This window comes from Pseudomonas sp. ML2-2023-6 (assembly GCF_037055265.1).
Classification (GTDB): Bacteria; Pseudomonadota; Gammaproteobacteria; order Pseudomonadales; family Pseudomonadaceae; genus Aquipseudomonas; species Aquipseudomonas kulmbachensis.
Genome location: NZ_CP146347.1, coordinates 780369 through 799090 on the forward strand (window position 1 = coordinate 780369; position 18722 = coordinate 799090).

At 58.7% G+C, this 18722-nt stretch carries 16 protein-coding genes; 10 read left to right on the forward strand and 6 right to left on the reverse strand.

The window, feature by feature from the left end:
• On the forward strand, positions 1 to 1260 hold the full coding sequence (locus V6L79_RS03495; RefSeq protein ID WP_405046608.1) for a c-type cytochrome: 1260 nt from the start codon (positions 1 to 3) through the stop codon (positions 1258 to 1260).
• A 120-nt stretch (positions 1261 to 1380) separates the two neighbouring features.
• Here the strand turns inward: V6L79_RS03495 and V6L79_RS03500 are convergent, their stop codons facing one another.
• The gene (locus V6L79_RS03500) at positions 1381 to 2022 is read right to left on the reverse strand and encodes a transporter substrate-binding domain-containing protein (RefSeq protein WP_338579824.1); all 642 of its coding nucleotides are present in this window, start codon (positions 2020 to 2022) and stop codon (positions 1381 to 1383) included.
• A gap of 140 nt (positions 2023 to 2162) precedes the next feature.
• Here V6L79_RS03500 and V6L79_RS03505 point away from each other — a divergent pair, with 140 nt between their 5' ends.
• Entirely contained in the window at positions 2163 to 2600 is a 438-nt protein-coding gene (locus V6L79_RS03505; protein ID WP_261740398.1) for a DUF4399 domain-containing protein, read from the forward strand.
• A gap of 58 nt (positions 2601 to 2658) precedes the next feature.
• Here the strand turns inward: V6L79_RS03505 and serA are convergent, their stop codons facing one another.
• The gene (gene serA / locus V6L79_RS03510; protein ID WP_048361436.1) at positions 2659 to 3888 is read right to left on the reverse strand and encodes a phosphoglycerate dehydrogenase; all 1230 of its coding nucleotides are present in this window, start codon (positions 3886 to 3888) and stop codon (positions 2659 to 2661) included.
• 206 nt (positions 3889 to 4094) lie between these two features.
• On the opposite strand from serA, the gene V6L79_RS03515 reads away from it, so the two are divergent.
• From V6L79_RS03515 to V6L79_RS03545, 7 genes are all read left to right on the forward strand, one after another.
• Positions 4095 to 5489, forward strand: a complete 1395-nt coding sequence (locus V6L79_RS03515; RefSeq protein ID WP_321835226.1) for an FAD-binding oxidoreductase — start codon at positions 4095 to 4097, stop codon at positions 5487 to 5489.
• A 178-nt stretch (positions 5490 to 5667) separates the two neighbouring features.
• Positions 5668 to 6333: a fumarylacetoacetate hydrolase family protein gene (locus V6L79_RS03520; protein WP_321835228.1), complete on the forward strand. Its 666-nt coding sequence runs from the start codon at positions 5668 to 5670 to the stop codon at positions 6331 to 6333.
• A gap of 264 nt (positions 6334 to 6597) precedes the next feature.
• Positions 6598 to 7638: a DUF2914 domain-containing protein gene (locus tag V6L79_RS03525; RefSeq protein WP_261740402.1), complete on the forward strand. Its 1041-nt coding sequence runs from the start codon at positions 6598 to 6600 to the stop codon at positions 7636 to 7638.
• Positions 7639 to 7717: 79 nt separating this feature from the next.
• Positions 7718 to 8848, forward strand: a complete 1131-nt coding sequence (locus V6L79_RS03530) for an MlaE family lipid ABC transporter permease subunit (RefSeq protein ID WP_338579825.1) — start codon at positions 7718 to 7720, stop codon at positions 8846 to 8848.
• Positions 8849 to 8856: 8 nt separating this feature from the next.
• Positions 8857 to 9648, forward strand: coding sequence for an ABC transporter ATP-binding protein (locus tag V6L79_RS03535; RefSeq protein WP_261742525.1), 792 nt, complete (start codon positions 8857 to 8859; stop codon positions 9646 to 9648).
• 1 nt (position 9649) lies between these two features.
• Positions 9650 to 10588, forward strand: coding sequence for an MlaD family protein (locus V6L79_RS03540; protein WP_261740404.1), 939 nt, complete (start codon positions 9650 to 9652; stop codon positions 10586 to 10588).
• Positions 10585 to 11211 carry an ABC-type transport auxiliary lipoprotein family protein gene (locus V6L79_RS03545; protein ID WP_261740405.1) on the forward strand — a complete coding sequence of 209 codons (627 nt, stop codon included), beginning with the start codon at positions 10585 to 10587 and terminating at the stop codon, positions 11209 to 11211. The genes V6L79_RS03540 and V6L79_RS03545 overlap by 4 nt, the downstream gene beginning before the upstream one ends.
• A 54-nt stretch (positions 11212 to 11265) precedes the next feature.
• Here the strand turns inward: V6L79_RS03545 and V6L79_RS03550 are convergent, their stop codons facing one another.
• From V6L79_RS03550 to V6L79_RS03565, 4 genes are all read right to left on the reverse strand, one after another.
• The gene (locus V6L79_RS03550) at positions 11266 to 12006 is read right to left on the reverse strand and encodes an SDR family oxidoreductase (RefSeq protein ID WP_261740406.1); all 741 of its coding nucleotides are present in this window, start codon (positions 12004 to 12006) and stop codon (positions 11266 to 11268) included.
• A 116-nt stretch (positions 12007 to 12122) separates the two neighbouring features.
• The gene (locus tag V6L79_RS03555) at positions 12123 to 15185 is read right to left on the reverse strand and encodes an efflux RND transporter permease subunit (protein ID WP_261740407.1); all 3063 of its coding nucleotides are present in this window, start codon (positions 15183 to 15185) and stop codon (positions 12123 to 12125) included.
• Positions 15182 to 16249: an efflux RND transporter periplasmic adaptor subunit gene (locus tag V6L79_RS03560; RefSeq protein WP_321838257.1), complete on the reverse strand. Its 1068-nt coding sequence runs from the start codon at positions 16247 to 16249 to the stop codon at positions 15182 to 15184. Before V6L79_RS03560 ends, V6L79_RS03555 begins: the two co-directional genes overlap by 4 nt.
• Positions 16246 to 17337 carry an efflux RND transporter periplasmic adaptor subunit gene (locus V6L79_RS03565; RefSeq protein ID WP_321835235.1) on the reverse strand — a complete coding sequence of 364 codons (1092 nt, stop codon included), beginning with the start codon at positions 17335 to 17337 and terminating at the stop codon, positions 16246 to 16248. Before V6L79_RS03565 ends, V6L79_RS03560 begins: the two co-directional genes overlap by 4 nt.
• 220 nt (positions 17338 to 17557) lie before the next feature.
• Between V6L79_RS03565 and V6L79_RS03570 the strand changes: the two genes are divergently transcribed.
• Entirely contained in the window at positions 17558 to 18721 is a 1164-nt protein-coding gene (locus V6L79_RS03570) for an AAA family ATPase (RefSeq protein ID WP_338579826.1), read from the forward strand.
• The last annotated feature ends 1 nt before the right edge of the window (position 18722 follow it).

The following is an 18722-nucleotide window of genomic DNA, read 5'->3' on the forward strand; positions in this document are numbered from 1 at the left end:
ATGACCATGAAAGCATTTGTTATTGCGACCCTGGCCCTGTTCAGCAGTTTCTCGGCGGTGGCCGCTGACAGCGACCCACAGGCACTGGTCAAGCAAGGTGAATACCTGGCTCGCGCCGGTGACTGTGTGGCCTGCCACACGGCCAAGGACGGCAAGCCGTTTGCCGGTGGCCTGGCGATGGAAACCCCGATCGGTACGATCTATTCGACCAATATCACGCCGGGTAAAAGCGGCATTGGCAGCTACAGCTTTGAAGATTTCGACAAAGCCGTACGCCACGGCGTAGCGCAAAACGGCAGCACCTTGTATCCGGCCATGCCGTATCCATCGTATGCGCGGGTCAACCAGGACGACATGCAGGCGTTGTATGCCTATTTCATGAAGGGCGTTAAACCCGTCGAGCAAGCCAATCAGGAAGCCGATATTCCGTGGCCGCTGAGCATGCGCTGGCCGCTGGCAATCTGGCGCTGGCTGTTTGCCCCAGCGGTTGCAGACTTCAAGCCGCAAGCCGGGCAAGACGCGGTGCTCAGCCGTGGCGCCTATCTGGTGGAAGGTCTCGGTCACTGCGGCGCGTGTCACACACCACGGGCACTGACCATGCAGGAAAAAGCCCTGAGCGCCAGCGACAGCCCGGCGTTCCTGTCAGGCAGCGCACCGCTGGAAGGCTGGATCGCGAAGAACCTGCGTGGCGACCACAAGGACGGCCTGGGTAGCTGGAACGAAGAGCAGTTGGTGCAGTTCCTCAAGACCGGACGCAGCGATCGCAGTGCGGTGTTTGGCGGCATGAGTGATGTGATCGTACACAGCATGCAGTACATGTCCGAGGCAGACCTGACCGCTATCGCTCGCTACTTGAAGTCGTTACCTGCGGTTGACCCTGCGGATGCCCCGCATCAGTACGACTCGACGGTGGCTGATGCCCTATGGAATGGTGACGACAGCAAGCGCGGCGCGGCGGTGTATATCGACAACTGCGCGGCCTGCCATCGGACTGATGGTCACGGCTATACCCGCGTGTTCCCGGCATTGGCGGGTAACCCGGTGTTGCAGTCAAACGACCCGACGTCGCTGATACATATCGTGCTTAAAGGTGGGACGTTGCCAGCGACACATACGGCGCCGTCGACCTTCACCATGCCTGCTTTCGACTGGCGTTTGTCGGATCAGGAAGTGGCCGATGTGGTCAATTTCATCCGTACCAGTTGGGGCAACAAGGCGGCTGAAGTGAAGGCCAGTGATGTGAAGGTGTTGCGCGAGTAATACGAAGCTGCAGCCGCTGACGAGGTACGAGGCTGCGATAAGGTCCGCAGGACCCTCAAAATGTCGGGGCCGCTGCGCTGCCCATCGCAGCCTGCTGCAGCGGCTACAGGGGTAAAACTCCTACGGCTGGGTTGCATCCCCGACCAACCACTTCTGCGACAACGCCTCTAGCCGGCCATCGGCCTTGACCCGTTGCAGCGCCTTGTCCAGGCTGGCCTGGAACGCTGGGTTGCCCTTCTGGAAGGGTATCGCCAGCGTCACTTCCTCATCCGTGACCGGCGGCTTTTGAGCCACGGTCACCAATGGCTGATGTTCGACAAACTGGCTGCCTTGAGCTACGCCTAGAAGCTGACCCTGAAGTGTTGCAAGGGTATTGGCCGGGTGCGGTGTTTCCTTGCGGGCGATCTTCTGTGCTTGGGTGTGGCTGTAAGGTTCGCTGAAGTCGAAACGATCCTGGAGTTCGGGAGTCAAAGCGATGTGGTTGATGGCGACATCGTATTTACCGCTCTCAACACCCGGCAGCAGGTCAGCGCTGTCGGTAACAAGAATGGAGGGATGCACTTCCAGTTCCTGTGCCAACAGTTCGCCCAGTTCGACGTCGAAGCCGGTCAGGCGCCCGTCCTGCTTGAAGCTGAACGGCGGCATGTCGCCCTCGAGGGCAATGCGCAGTTCGCCGCGGTCGTTCACGTCATCGATCAGTTCAGCTTGAGCAAAAGGGCTCGCCAATGGCAGTAAAAGCATCAGGCCTGGCAGAAAACGCATGGTCACTCCTTTGAAATTGTTGCAAGCGATTCGCAACTGGCGTTCGCTTTGCTTTATGTTGGTCAATTGCGGCGTTGGACAACAGATTGACTCAAAGTTGTCTTGCATCGAAGAATTTTGCAAAAAAACCGGAGAAAAAAATGAAAGCTCTACTGTCTCGTGTTGCGTTGGCTTCTGTATTGATGGGCGCTTCGGTCATGGCTTCAGCGGCTGGCCTGGAATCGGAACCGGCTCCAAAAGGCGGCAAAGTGTTCATCGTCGAACCTAAAGACGGTGCAACGGTTGATCAAACCTTCACGGTCAAGTTCGGTATCGAAGGCATGCCTTTGGCGCCTATTACCGAGGCCACCCCTCACGCAGGCCACCACCACCTGCTGATCGATGTCGACCAGTTGCCTGCCGAGAACGCACCCATCCCGGCCGACGCCAACCATATCCACTTCGGCAAGGCCCAGACTGAAACCCAGGTAACTCTGCCACCAGGCAAGCACACCTTGCAGTTGGTGCTGGGCAACCAGGTTCACGTACCGTTCAAGCCAAGCATTGTGTCCAAGAAAATCACAGTTGATGTGAAATAAGCGTTTTCGACGCATAAAAAAGGGAGACCCTAGGGTCTCCCTTTTTATTGCAGCGCGTTTAGAACAGCACGCGGCAACGGATAGTGCCTTTGATGGTCTGCAACTTCTCTTGCGCCAGGTCCGAAGACTCGGCGTCGACGTCGATCACTACATAGCCAACTTTTTCGTTGGTTTGCAGGAACTGGCCGGAGATGTTGATCCCGTTTTCGGCGAAGACCTTGTTGATCTCGCTCATCACACCCGGGATGTTTTCGTGGATGTGCAGCAGACGGTGCTTGCCAGGGTGAGCCGGCAGGGCCACTTCCGGGAAGTTCACCGACGATACCGAGGTACCGTTGTCGCTGTACTTGACCAGTTTTTCTGCCACTTCCAGACCGATGTTGGCTTGCGCTTCAGCGGTGGAGCCGCCGATGTGCGGGGTCAGGATTACGTTATCCAGGCCGCGCAGCGGGCTTTCGAACACGTCGTCGTTGGAGCGCGGCTCAACCGGGAACACGTCGATGGCGGCGCCGATCAGGTGCTTGTCCTTGATCGCGTCAGCCAGGGCGTCCAGCTCAACTACGGTGCCACGAGCGGCGTTGATCAGAATCCCGCCCTTTTTGATGGCGCGGATTTCTTTCTCACCGATCATCCACTGAGTGGCGGCGGTTTCAGGCACGTGCAGCGTCACGATGTCGGACATGCCCAACAGTTCGTGCAGGTTGCCGACCTGAGTCGCGTTGCCCAATGGCAGTTTGGTCACGGTGTCGTAGAAGAACACTTGCATGCCCAGGCCTTCAGCCAGGACCGACAGCTGAGTACCGATCGAACCGTAACCGACGATGCCCAGCTTCTTGCCCCGGATTTCGAAGGAGTTGGCAGCGCTTTTGATCCAGCCACCACGGTGGCAGGAAGCGTTTTTCTCAGGGATGCCACGCAACAACAGGATCGCTTCAGCCAGTACCAACTCGGCCACCGAACGGGTGTTGGAGTAAGGAGCGTTGAAAACAGCGATACCGCGTTCGCGAGCAGCGTTGAGGTCGACCTGGTTGGTGCCGATGCAGAAACAACCAACAGCAACCAATTTCTTGGCGCAGTCGAACACTTCTTCGGTCAGCTGGGTACGAGAACGGATGCCGATAAAGTGGGCATCAGCGATCTTTTCCTTCAGCTGGGCTTCAGGCAAGGAACTGGTGATGTACTCAATGCTGGTATACCCGGCAGATTTGAGTACTTCAACAGCGGATTGGTGGACGCCTTCCAAAAGAAGGAACTTGATCTTGCTCTTATCGAGAGAAGTCTTGCTCATCTGCGTAAACCTGTGTCCCAGAGAAAAAATGGCAGGGAATGGACAGCGAGAGCTGACCTGGCCGGCGTGAAGACCGGCACCGAGAATCGTCCTACGGCTCGATTCTACGGGGGGGTCGTATGCTAGCATAAGAGCCCCGCTAAACACCCATTCCTGCGACGTGAAGCGTTCTCAGGATGACCATGAATTGTTCGAGAGTTCTGTTGATGACCCATCCTGCCTTGATTGATGAGCTAAAGACCCTGGTAGAGCCTGGCAAGGTCCTGACCGACGCCGACTCCCTTAATGCTTACGGCAAGGATTGGACCAAGCATTTCGCCCCGGCCCCGCTGGCTATTGTGTTCCCCAAAACCACCGAACAAGTGCAGGCCATCGTGCTGTGGGCCAACGCCCACAACGTTGCGCTGGTGCCATCGGGTGGGCGAACCGGTTTGTCCGCCGCCGCCGTGGCCGCCAATGGCGAAGTGGTGGTGTCGTTCGATTACATGAATCAAGTGCTGGACATCAACCTGACCGACCGCACCGTGGTCTGCCAGCCGGGTGTGGTCACCGAGCACCTGCAAAACCTGGCCGAAGAGAACGGCCTGTACTACCCGGTGGATTTCGCCTCTGCAGGTTCCAGCCAGATTGGCGGCAATATCGGCACCAATGCCGGCGGGATCAAGGTGATTCGCTACGGCATGACCCGCAACTGGGTGGCGGGCATGAAAGTCGTGACCGGCAAGGGCGATGTGCTGGAACTGAACAAGGACCTGATCAAAAACGCCACCGGCTACGACATGCGTCAGCTGTTTATCGGCGCTGAGGGCACCCTGGGTTTTGTGGTGGAAGCCACCATGCGTCTGGACCGTGCACCTAAAAACCTGACTGCGATGGTGTTGGGTACGGCCGATTTCGACTCGATCATGCCGGTGCTGCACGCGTTCCAAAGCAAGCTGGATCTGACGGCGTTTGAGTTCTTCTCCGACAAGGCGCTGGCCAAAGTGATGGGTCGTGGTGATGTGCCTTCGCCGTTTGAGACCGACTGCCCGTTCTATGCGCTGCTGGAATTCGAAGCGACCACCGAAGAAGTGGCCACCGCGGCCCTGGAAACTTTCGAACACTGCATGGAACAGGGCTGGGTGCTCGATGGCGTGATGAGCCAGAGCGAAACCCAGCTGCAAAACCTGTGGAAACTGCGCGAGTACATCTCCGAGACCATTTCCCACTGGACGCCCTACAAAAACGACATTTCGGTCACTGTGTCGAAAGTCCCGGCATTTTTGAAAGAAATTGACGCGATTGTCGGCGAACACTACCCGGATTTCGAAATCGTCTGGTTCGGCCACATTGGTGACGGCAACTTGCACTTGAACATCCTCAAGCCGGAAAACCTGAGCAAGGACGAGTTCTTCGCCAAGTGCGCGACAGTGAACAAGTGGGTATTTGAAACCGTCGAGAAGTACAACGGTTCGATCTCTGCTGAGCATGGCGTGGGTATGACCAAGCGTGATTACCTGACCTACAGCCGTTCGCCGGTCGAGATCGAGTACATGAAAGCGCTCAAGGCAGTGTTTGACCCGAAAGGCATCATGAACCCCGGCAAGATTTTTGCGGTTTAACTAACAATACAAAACCCGTAGCAGCTGCCGGAGGCTGCGTTCGGCGGCGTAGCCGTCGTAAGTCCGTAGAACGTGGTCTACCTGTTAAATCACGTTCTGAGGTTTTACGATCGCTTCGCAATCGGACGCAGCCTTCGGCAGCTGCTACGGAGTCACTAGCCAACAGCGGAGTCGGTCCATGAGCTATCAGCACCAGTATGTCGACGGTACCCGGATTCACTTTCCTATCGGGAAAGTGGTGTGCATCGGCCGTAACTATGCCGAGCACGCCAAAGAGCTGGATAACCCGATCCCGACTGAACCTCTGCTTTTCATCAAGCCGGGCAGTTGTGTCGTGCCGCTGGAAGGCGGTTTTACCATTCCGACCGAACGTGGCTCAGTCCACTACGAGGCAGAAATCTCGGTGCTGATCGGCAAGCCCCTGTCGAACAACCCGAGTGTGGAAGAAGTGCTGGACGCTATCTCCGGTTTTGCTCCCGGCCTGGACCTGACCCTGCGCGACAAACAGGCAGAGCTCAAGGGCAAGGGCTTGCCGTGGGAAATCGCCAAATCGTTCGACGGCGCCTGCGTACTCGCCCCTTTCGTACAGAGCAGCACGTTTGCTGACTTGGCCGATATTGGCATTCGCCTGACTATCAATGGCGAAGTGCGCCAGGACGGCAGCAGCGCCCTGATGCTCAATCCGATTGTACCGATGATCCAACACATGGCCGCGTGCTTCTCGCTGCAAGCCGGTGACGTGATCATGACCGGCACCCCGGTGGGTGTTGGCCCGCTGAATGTGGGTGATGAACTGGTGCTGGAGTTGACGGGTGTGAGCCGCTTCGAAAGCAGCGTGCGTTAATCAGAAACTGCAAGCAAGTCCCGTAGCAGCTGCCGAAGGGACGAGGCTGCGTTCGGCGGCGAAGCCGTCGCAGAATCAGTAAACGCGATTATTCAGTTAAAACACGCGCCCTGATTTTACGATCGCTTCGCAATCGAACGCAGCCTCGTCCCTTCGGCTGCTGCTACGGATTTCGCACCATGACTTGAGCAAACGTCCCAGACGTATCCCGTCTAAAACGCTATTCTGTCGAGGATATTGTCCTTACAGAATGTGAATCGCTAAATGCCAGACTGGAACCACTACGTACAGCGCATCCTTGAGTTGATGAAGCGCTACCCAGGGCTGATCGCGGCGTTTGGTTTTTGCTCGGGTGTGAGCAGTTTTATTCTGGTGGACCGTCAGCAAGGTATGGCCCGCTGGATCGCCGTGATCCTGCTGGTGAGCTGGGTCTGGCTGATGCTGGAAAACAGTTTCACCCAGTTGTTCAGCCGGGTGTTCAAACGCGAAATCCCCCCTCCTTTGCTGCGCTATGCGACCCAGATGATCCACCAGGAAAGTCTGTTTTTCGTCCTGCCGTTTTTCTTCATCACCACTACCTGGAACAGCGGCCAGTTGGTCTTTACCGGGCTGCTCGGTGTGTGCGCGTTGATCACCATTACCGACCCGCTGTATTACAAATGGCTGGCCCCCCGGCGCTGGCTGTTTTTGGCGTTGCACACCCTGGCACTGTTCGCGGCGATGCTGACGGCGCTGCCGATTATCCTTAACCTGACCACCGCCCAGAGCTACAAGCTGGCGCTGGGCACCGCTGTGTTGCTTTCAATCCCCAGCTTGGCCGTGAGCTTGCCGCTGAAAACCTGGCGCGGCTGGCTGGTGCTACCGCTGATCGTCATGGTACTGGGTGGCACCGGCTGGTTGCTGCGCTCCTGGGTACCCCCCGCCACGCTGTGGATGACTGAAGTCGCGGTCACCACCCAGCTGCAAGACCGTACGCCGGGCGAAAGTATCGAGGACATCAGCGTCAGCGAGCTGCGTACTCGTGGGCTCTACGCGTATACCTCGATCAATGCTCCGCGGGGTCTGAACGAGCGGATTTACCATGTTTGGCAACTCAACGGCCAGGAAGTCGACCGTATAGCCCTGGATATCCATGGCGGGCGCAAAGAGGGCTATCGCGCCTGGACTCACAAACAGAACTTCCCGCCCGATCCGGTGGGTCGCTGGCAAGTTCGGGTGCTGACTGAAGATGGGCAGATGATCGGCGTTTTGCGCTTCCGAGTTAATCCAGATCAATCTGTGCCTGCGCTAGCTCCGGCAAACTGAAACACTTTTGCAGGATTGTGCTATTACATAAGGTCTGCGTTTCAACGTACTGAGCTGGGAGCTTAAGACTATTACGGCCATGGCGGGCAATGCCCAACTAGACACGTCCAGTAATCCTGCGCGACTGCTGATCAGCGGCGACTGGACGCTTGCCCATTACACTCGCCTCAAGCAGCAGACCGAGCAACTGGTCGGTCAGTACGACGCCCAGACCGCCATCGACCTGGATGACGTCTCCAGTATCGATACGGCGGGTGCGTCGCTGTTGGTGGAGTTGTTGGGTGCAGAGCGCGTCAGTCAGTTGACCAAAACCGCACAGAAACTTCCCGCCGCCGACCGTGCTTTGCTGCAAACGGTCTATTCCTCAATGCGTGATTTCTGTGTGCCGGTCAAAACCGCTGAGCAGAACATAGGCATTTTGTTGTTGAGCCGCATCGGCAGCTCGGTCTACAAGCTGTGGCAAGACACGCTGCAACTGCTGGGTTTTATCGGCTTGATCCTGCAAACCCTGGTGCGCAATCTGTTTCGCCCCAAACAGTGGCGCATTACACCAGTGGTAGCACATATCGAGCAGATCGGGCTCAACGCCGCGCCGATTGTGGTGTTGCTGACCTTTATGGTGGGCGCTGTGGTGGCATTTCTTGGCGCCACGGTGCTGGCCAACTTTGGCGCAGGAATTTTCACCGTAGACCTGGTGGCGTTTTCCTTCCTGCGTGAATTTGGCGTGTTGCTGACCGCCATCCTGCTGGCTGGCCGCACGGCCAGTGCCTTTACTGCACAAATCGGCTCAATGAAGGCCAACGAAGAGATCGATGCGATTCGTACTTTGGGCCTCGATCCGATGGACTTGCTGGTGCTGCCGCGGGTACTGGCCCTGTTGATCGCTCTGCCGCTGCTGACCTTTTTGGCCATGATGGCGGGCATCCTCGGTGGCGCCGTGGTGTGCGTGGTATCGCTGGGCATTTCCCCCGACATGTTTATTTCGCTGCTGCACTCCGATATCGGTGTTCAGCACTTTCTGGTGGGCATGGTCAAAGCGCCGTTCTTCGCCTTTCTGATCGCTGCAGTGGGCTGCCTTGAGGGCTTCAAGGTCAGCGGCAGCGCCGAATCTGTCGGCGCCCACACCACGTCCAGCGTGGTGCAATCGATCTTTATCGTGATCGTCCTCGACGCCGTAGCCGCGTTGTTCTTTATGGAGATGGGCTGGTGAGTGTGTCTATGCGCAAGCCCGGCGAGGCGGTGATCGAGGTGCGTGATTTGTGCAACCGCTTTGGTAGCCAAACGGTGCACGAACACCTCGATCTGGATGTGTACAAGGGGGAGATTCTCGGTGTGGTCGGGGGTTCCGGCACCGGTAAATCCGTACTGCTGCGCAGTATTGTCGGCCTGCGTCGGCCCACATCAGGGCAAGTGCGAGTGTTTGGCCAAGACCTGATGAACCTGCAGGAAACCGAGCGCTCGTTGATTGAACGGCGCTTTGGCGTGTTGTTTCAGCGTGGTGCGCTGTTTTCTTCGCTGACGGTGACTGAAAACATCGCCCTGCCCCTGATCGAGCACGCGGGGCTGAGCCGCCCTGACGCCGAGCATCTGGCGTGCGTCAAGCTGGCGCTGGCCGGGTTGCCCTTGTCGGCCGCCGACAAATACCCGTCTTCACTGTCGGGCGGGATGGTCAAGCGCGCGGCATTGGCACGGGCGCTGGCGCTGGATCCGGACATCCTGTTTCTTGACGAACCCACCGCCGGGCTCGATCCGATTGGTGCGGCAGCGTTTGACCAACTGATTCTGACCCTGCGCGATGCGCTGGGTTTAAGTGTGTTTCTCGTCACCCACGACCTCGACACGCTGTACACCATCACTGACCGGGTGGCAGTGCTGTCGCAAAAACGGGTGTTGGTGGCTGCGCCCATCCGTGAAGTTGAAGACTTCGACGACCCGTGGATTCATGAATATTTCCATGGCCCCCGTGGCCGCGCCGCATACGAAGCGGCAACCCAGCTTAAGGAGCAATGACATGGAAACCCGTGCCCATCATGTATTGATCGGCCTGTTCAGCGTCCTGGTTGTCGTTGGAGGCATGCTGTTTGGCCTGTGGCTGGCGAAGGCGAGCATGGACAGCACGTTCAAGGATTACGAAGTGGTGTTCAATGAAGCCGTCAGCGGTCTGTCCAAAGGCAGCTCGGTGCAATACAACGGAATCAAGGTAGGTGACGTTATCGAACTGCGCCTGGACGAAAAAGACCCGCGTCGCGTATTGGCGCGTATTCGCCTGGCGGCTGGCACGCCGGTCAAGGTCGACACCAAGGCCAAGCTGGCGCTGACCGGCGTCACCGGCACCTCGATCATCCAGCTCAGTGGTGGCGATCCGAGCAGCCCTGCCCTCAAGGGTAAGGACGGCAAACTGCCGGAAATCGTGGCTTCGCCTTCGCCGATTGCCCGGCTGTTGACCGATGGCAACGACTTGTTGGCCAACGTCAACATGCTGCTGCATAACGCCAATGGCCTGTTCTCTGAAGAGAACATCAGCCGCGTCAGCAAGACGCTGGATAATCTTGAGCAAACCACCACGGCCATAGCCGGCCAGCGTGGCGATATCAGCCAGACGTTGAAACAGCTGGCCCAGGTCGGCAAACAGGCCAGCGCCACGCTTGAGCAAACCACTGCACTGATGCGCAACGCCAATGGTCTGCTGAGCACCGATGGCAAACAGATGTTCAGCAGCGCAGAGAGCGCCATGAAGTCTCTGGAACAAAGTAGCGCAACCATCAACAAGCTGATCGACAACAATGAGCAATCGCTTAACAGCGGCCTGCAAGGTCTGAATCAACTTGGCCCGGCGGTCAATGAACTGCGCGAAACCCTAGGCACATTGCGCTCGATCTCGCGACGCCTGGAAGCCAACCCAAGCGGTTACTTGCTGGGCCGCGAACAGAACAAGGAATTTACCCCATGAAGCGTACTTATCGCCTGGCAGGTTCTATCGTCCTTGCGGCCAGCCTGAGCCTGCTCAGCGCCTGTTCAATCTTGCCCAAGCCGGAGCAGGTCGATATGTATCGGTTGCCGGCTGCGCAAGTGCCTGTTGCTGCCAGCCACAGCGCCCCGGTGACGTGGTCGTTGCGCCTCGACAAGCCGATGGCCAGCGGTGCGCTGAACAACCAGAACATTGCAGTGGTGCCCGAAGGCAACCTGATCAGCAACTACAAGGGTGCGCGCTGGAGCGATACCGCGCCGGTGCTGCTGCGCAACCGTCTGCTCGATGCCTTCCTGCAGGATGGCCGGATCCAGGGCTTGAGTACCGACGACAGCAACTTGCAGTCGGATTACGAGCTGGGTGGGGAATTGTTGGCGTTCCAGACACACTACAATGGCAAAAGCCCGCAAGTGCTGATCCAGTACAACGCTCGCTTGGTGCGTAGCAGCGACCAGCGGGTGATCGCCTCCAAGCGTTTTGAAGCGCGCCAGCCACTGAGCAATCCAATGGTGCCGAGCGTGGTTGCCGGCTTTGGCCAAGCCAGCGACACCCTCATGCCGCAAGTGGTGCAGTGGGTGATGCAACAGGGGCAGGCGGAGCGTTAAAAGCCCAAGGCAAGAGCCCCTCACCCTCTCCCGGAGGGTGAGGGGCTCTTTTGCTTACACCAACCCTCCATTGGCCCGCAAAATCTGCCCATTGACCCAATCCGCTGCCGGGCTCACCAGAAATGAGACGATATTGGCGATGTCTTGCGGCTGGCCCAAGCGCTCCAGGGGCGGCATCTGGGAGAAGGTCTGGATCTGTTCTTCGCTCTTGCCACGCAAGAACAGCTCCGTCGCTACTGGCCCCGGAGCCACGGCGTTGACTGTGATCTGGCGACCGCGCAGCTCTTTGGCAAACACTTGGGTCAATGACTCAACCGCCGCTTTACTGGCGATGTACACCGCGTAACCCGGCAGGTTCATGCCCACCGTACTGCTCGAAAAGTTAACGATGCGCCCGCCGCCGTTCAGCCGGGTGGCGGCTTCGCGCAGGGTGTTGAAAGTGCCTTTGGTATTGATATTGAAGGTGTGGTCGTACAGTTCGTCGCTGTACTGGGCCAGCGGCAGAACATTGAGCACACCTGCGTTATTGATCAGTACATCAACTTTGCCGAGCTGCTGCTCGGTTTCATCGAACAAGCGCTTTACGTCGGCGGCGCTGGCCACATCGGCTTGCACGGCAATCGCCTGGTGCCCGTCCCTGCGCAGTTCTGCGACCAAGGCAGTGGCTTCGCTGGCGCTGCTGGCGTAGTTGATGACCACGGCAAAACCTTGGCGGGCCAGCTGTCTGGCAATAACGGCACCGATGCCGCGAGAAGCGCCAGTGATAATGGCGACGTCAGGTTGTGTGGAACTCATGGCAACACTCCGTATTGGATTAGGCGTTGGGCTAGGTTCACATGTGCGTTCACGCGGATAAAGACCGCTGATTTGATACCGGTATTCGTAAATTCACACTAATCCCACAGGGATAATCAAACATGTGTGGGCGGCGGGTTCTTGTTCTCCTTGATCTTGTACGAGGCCACATACAGCGCTGGCAGGAACAGCAGCGTGAGCAAGGTGGCCGACAGGATCCCGCCGATCATGGCGTAGGCCATCGGCCCCCAGAACACGTCACGGGCAATCGGGATCATGCCCAGGCTGGCGGCCGCAGCGGTGAGCAGGATCGGCCGGCGTCGATGCTGGGTGGCTTGCATCACCGCGTGCCACGGGTCATAGCCGTCACGCTCGTACTGGTCGATCTGGGTCACCAAAATCACCGAGTTACGGACGATGATGCCGATCAGCGCCAGAATCCCCAGAATTGCCACAAAGCCCATCGGCGTACCGGTTGGCACCAACGCCAGAACCACGCCGATCAGCCCCAGCGGCGCGACACTCACCACCAGGAACATCTTCTGCACACTTTGCAGCTGGATCATCAGGAACGTTGCCATCAAGAACAGCATTAACGGCACTACCTTGGCGATCGGGCCCTGGGCCTTGGCGCTTTGCTCCACCGTGCCGCCCGTTTGCAGGTTGTAGCCCAAGGGCAGGCTGTCGGCGAACTTGTCGACGTCCGGTTTGAGCTGCGTGACCAGATCGGTCGGTTGCATTGAACCGCGCACCGAGGCTTTGAGCGTCAGGGTGGGAATCCGGTCACGGCTCCAGATCAAAGGCTGCTCCAGCTCGTAGCGCACCGTGGCAAAGGCCAGTAGCGGAATCGAGGTGCCGCTCGGCGTGGTGATTTGCAGGTTGAGCAGGGTTTCGGGGGTGCCACGTTCACTGCTGTTGGCCCGTCCGACGATATTGATCAGGTAGATGTTGTCCTTCACCTGGCTGACGGCTGCCCCGCTGACGATGCTGTTCATCACATGGGCTACGTCCTCGGACGACAGTCCGAACTGGCGGGCCTTGTCCTGGGCAATATCGATGCGCAGGACCTTGCCGGGCTCGTTCCAGTTGAAGATGGTTTCACCGACGTTGGGGTTGGCATCGAGCACCGAGGCCAGGTCGATCGAATACTTGCGCACCAGATCGATATTCGGCCCGCTGACCCGGTATTGCAGCGGCTGCCCTACCGGCGGGCCCAGCTCCAGGGTATGGACGAAACTGCCGACCCCCACAAACTCCTCGCGCAGACGCTTGTTCAGACGCTCGATCAACACATCTCGACTCTCAAGCCCGGTACTGACGATCACCAACTGAGCATAAAAGGGGTTTTGCAGTTGTTGGTCCAGCGGCAGGTAGAAACGGATCGCACCCTCGCCGATGTACGAGCTCCAGCGCACGATATCCGGGTCGCCCTTGAGTGACTCTTCAAAACGCTGGGTGACTTTCAGGGTTTCCTGAATCGACGCGTTTTGCGGCAGGTTCAGGTCCACCAGGATTTCGGGGCGATCGGAGGCCGGGAAGAACTGGTTCTGCACCAGCCCCATGCCGAACACCGCCATTACAAACATCAGCACCGTGGCGCCGATGGTCCACCAGCGATTACGCATGCACCACAGCAGACCGCTGTTGAAAACCTGGGCCAGACGCCCTGGTGTCTCGGATTTGGGTTTGACCTTGGCGCTGAGGATATGCACGCCCAGCACCGGGGCGAACAGTACCGCCACCACCCATGACACCAGCATCGCCACGGCAATTACCGCAAATAGGGTGAAGGTGTATTCCCCCGCCGAGCTGTTGTTCAGTCCGATGGGGACAAACCCGGCCACCGTGACCAGTGTGCCGGTGAGCATCGGGAAGGCTGTGGAGTGATAGGCAAAGGTTGCTGCCTGCTCCTTGGTTTCCCCCAGTTCGAGCCGTGTGATCATCATCTCCACGGTGATCATCGCATCGTCTACCAGCAAGCCGAGGGCAATGATCAATGCACCCAGCGACACCCGTTGCATGGCGATGCCGGTGAACTCCATAAACACGAACACCAGGGCCAGAACCAGCGGGATCGAGATCGCTACCACCAACCCGGCGCGCAGTCCCAGGCTGATAAAACTCACTGCCAATACGATCACTACGGCTTCAAACAGCGCGCTGGTGAAGCCGCTCACGGCCACTTCAACTACCTGCGCCTGATCGGACACCATGTGTACGCCCACGCCCACCGGCAACTGTGCAGTCAGGTCGTCGATGCGTTGTTGCAGCTCCTTGCCGAACTCCTGAATGTTGCCGCCGTCGATCATGGCGATTGCCAGGCCGATGGCTGGCTTACCGTTGTAATGGAACATGGGGGCTGCCGGGTCGACGTAGCCCCGGCTGATATCGGCGATGTCGGCCAGTCGGTAAAAACGGTCGTTGACCCGCAGGTTCACCGCTGCCAGGTCTTCAACACTGTGGAACTGCCCCGAGGTGCGTACCGACATGCGTTCCGGGCCCGCTTCGATGACACCGGCGGGGGTCACGGCGTTCTGTTGTTGCAGGCTTTCAAGGATATGTTCCTGGTCCAGGCCCAGCGCTGCCAGTTTGCGGGTCGAAAAGTCCAGGTAGAAGGTTTCCTCCTGCTCGCCAATGGTCGTTACCTTGCCGCGGTTGGGAACATCGCGAATCCCGGTGCGCACCTGCTCCACGTAGTCGCGCAGCTGGCGCATGGTGAAGCCGTCACCGGTGAAGGCGAAGATGGTGCCATACACATCACCGAACTCATCGTCGAACCCCGGACCTTGAATGCCCTGGGGGAAATCGCCGCGGATGTCGCCGATTTTTTTCCGGACCTCATACCAGATATGGGGAATGGCATCGGCCTTGGTGGTGTCCTTGAGGAACACAAACACCGTGGATTCGCCGGGCCGGGTATAGCTTTGCACGTAGTCGAGCGAATCCAGCTCTTCGAGCTTTTTCTCGATGCGGTCGGTGATTTGCAATCGGGTTTCATCGACCGTAGCACCAGGCCACTTGCTCTGGATCACCATGGTTTTGATGGCGAAGGACGGGTCTTCTGCGCGGCCCAGATTGATATACGAAAAAATCCCGGCGACCACCGCCACAAACATCAAATACCAGACAAATGACTGATGCTTGAGGGCCCACTCGGACAGGTTGAACTTCCCATTCATTGCGAGCTTTCCTTATCGAGTCTGACTTTCTGTCCGGGACTGAGACTGTTCACGCCGGCGCTGACTACGTTGTCGCCTGCGGTTATGCCGCCAGACAACAACACGGTTTTTGCATCGCGTCGCTGTACGGTGACGTCACGCGGGCTGACGGTTTGCGCTGCCTTGTCGATAACCCACACGCGGCTGTGACCGTCGACGACCTGCACGGCGGTCAGTGGCAACTGGAAATGCTCGGCGGTCGGGCTGCTGACGGTCACGCTGACCGAACTGCCAAGACGAAATGCAGCCGGAGTCTGGTCCAGTGTCAGGCGGGTACGACGAGTACGGGTGGCGCTGTCGGCTTGCGGGGCGATCTCACGGACATGGGCGCGGGTGTTGACGTTCGGGTCGAGCTGGCCGGCGACCAGGAACACGATGCCTTTGGGGAGCTCCTCGGCCAGCGGGCCCGGCAAGTCGATCACGGCTTCCTTGATTTCAGGGCGGGCCAGGGTAACGACTTCCTGGCCGATGCTGACCACTTGCCCGGCCTCGGCCTGCCATTGGGTGATGACCGCGTCATGGTCAGCGCGCAGGTTGCAGTAACTGAGTTGGTCCTGGGCCTGGTTCACCGCGGCTTGCGCCTGTTGCATCGAGGCCTGGGTGGTCTTGAGGTCGGCTTGTGCGGTGTCCAGTTGAGCCTGAGCGCCAACACCACGGTCGAGCAGCTCTTGCTGGCGTCGGGCGGTGGCTCGGGCGTTGATCAATTGCGCTTGTACCTTGGCCAGATCACCTTGGGCCGAGCGCAACTGGTTTTGTTGATCGGTCGGGTCGAGGTTGGCCAGAATGTCGCCCTGTTTGACCTCCGCGCCCACATCGTAAAAGCGCCGCACAATGCGCCCCGGTACACGAAAGCCCAGCGTGCTTTCGTAACGGGCCTCGATATTGCCGGCAAAGCGCCCCAGGTTTTGCGCCAACTCTGGTTGGGCCACTACGTACAGCACCGGGCGCACGGGCTCGGGTGGCCGTTTTTCAGAGCAGCCCAATAGCATGGCGGCGGCCAATGGCATCACCCAAAAATGTCTCATAGCTGCACCCCCTGGGCTGGGGCTGGGACGATTTCAACCTTCATGCCGGGGTGTAACAATTGTCCGCCTGCGACCACGACATTCTCTCCATCCTTAAGACCATCGCTGACGATCACGCTGCCGGTCAGGTAACGCCCGACCTTGACCCGCTGCAGGCGTACGTTGCTTTGCTCGTCGGCGATCCACACGGCGGGTTCGCTGATGTCTTTGGTCAAGGCCGACCATGGAAGCTCGATGCTGCGGCTGGGTGGCGGGGTCAGGTTGACGCTGACAATCGAGCCCAGGTCCATACCTTTGGGCAGTGCATCCAGTTGTACCTTGATTTGTAGCGTGCCGCTTTGCGCGGCCACCGTGGGGGTGATTTCGCGGATCTGGCCGTTGACCTTGATCGTCGGATCGCTCAGCAGCGTGACTTGCACCGTGGGGTTCTTGGGCGGCTCGATAAACAACGACTCATACACGTTGAAAACTGCGTCGCGGGCACCGTCGCGGGCCAGGGTGAAAATCGGCATGGTGGCCTGCACCACTTGCCCGACTTCGGCCTGGCGCGCGGTGATGATGCCGGGTGCCTCGGCTTCAAGGTTGCTGTAACTCAGTTGTTCGCGGGCGTTGGCCAGTTGGGCCTGGGCAGCCGCCAAGGCACTTTTGGCACTCAGTTGGGCCGCGTTGGCCGCGTCGTATTCGCTTTGGCTGGTGTAGCCTTTTGGCAGCAATTTTTGCTGACGAATAAACGCAGCCCGGGTTTGCACCACTTGCGCTTGCTGCGCGTTGACGCTGGCCTGGGCGGTCTCGACCTGGATCTTCAGGTCTTTGGGGTCGAGGCGGGCCAGCACCTGTTGGGCCTGGATGTGATCACCCACATCGACCTTGCGTTCGATAATCTTGCCGCCCACGCGAAATGAAAGCCGGGTTTCGACCCGGGCTTGAATATCGCCGCTGAGTTGAATCGGCAGTGCAAATTCGCGAGTGCTTACCTGCTGTACATACACCCGAGGCGATAAAGGCTCTTTGGGCCCCTCTTTGCCACACGCGGTGAGTAGCGCCAACAGGCTTAAGCCCAAAATGCCCGTGTTCAGTGGACCAGCCATGCAAGCTCCTTTGCGTGATGCTGATTAACATTCGAATACGGTTGATAGCGTAGAACAGGCTTTCCACTCTGTGGGACTCTATGTGCGTTGTATTTGTAGCCGCTGCCGCCGGTTGCGACCGGTTGCGTAGTGACCTGCCCCTGAAATCTTGAAGGACCTGCGGCCCTTATCGCAGCCTGCGGCAGCGGCTACAAATATCTACTTCGAAATGAGGTTATCCATGCTTACCACCCTGGCGGTGGCCAATTACCGCTCCATCAACCAGTTGGTGGTGCCCTTGGCCAGACTGAATCTGATCACTGGCCCCAACGGCAGCGGCAAATCGAATCTTTACCGAGCACTGCGCTTGTTGGCCGAAACCGCCCAGGGCGGAGTGGTCAATGCCCTGGCCCGCGAAGGTGGTCTGAGTTCAACATTCTGGGCCGGACCAGAGGTGATTTCTCGGCGCATGAAACAGGGCGAAGTCGATATAAATGCCAGCGTCCATCAGGGGGCCAAGCGGCTGCGCCTGGGGTTTGCCGCAGAGGACTTCAGCTACGCCATCGCCTTGGGCTTGCCGATACCAGGGCGCACGCAGTTCAACCTCGATCCGCAAATCAAGCACGAGAGTATCTGGGCGGGGCCTTTTTACCGGCCGGCCAGTGAGCTGGTGGAGCGCAAAGGGCCCATGGTCCGCGCTCGTGATGGTCGCAACTGGCAGGTGCTGGCACAGCACACGCCGTTGTTCGACAGCCTGTTCGATCAGATCGGCAGCTTACAGGCGTCGCCTGAAGTCTTGCTGTTACGCGAGTCCATCCGTGGCTGGCGCTTTTACGATCACTTTCGCACCGACCCCGACGCTCCTGTGCGCCAGCCGCAACTGGGCACACGCACGCCGGTGCTGCATCACGATGGCCGTGATTTGGCGGCGGCGTTGCAAACCATCCTTGAAGTTGGCAACCCCGAAGCCCTGCATGCCGCGATCTGCGATGCGTTCCCCGGCGCCAGGCTGGAAATCGAGTGCGTGCCCGGCGGGCATTTTTATATCGAGTTTTATCAGGAGGGGCTGCTGCGGCCATTGTCGGCCGCCGAGTTGTCAGACGGTACGCTGCGCTATCTGTTGTTGATCGCCGCCCTGCTCACCCCGCGCCCGCCGAGCATGATGGTGCTCAACGAGCCCGAGACCAGCCTGCACCCGGACCTGTTGCCTGCCTTGGCGCGGTTGATCATCAGCGCCTCGCAGCACTCACAGATATGGGTGGTGTCCCATGCCCGGCGCCTGATCGCCGCCTTGCAGCAAGACCCGGAGTGCAACTGCATCGTGCTGGAAAAAAACCTTGGCCAGACTGAAGTGGTCGGCCAGCGGATGCTGGATAAGCCCACGTGGTATTGGCCCGACAAATAAA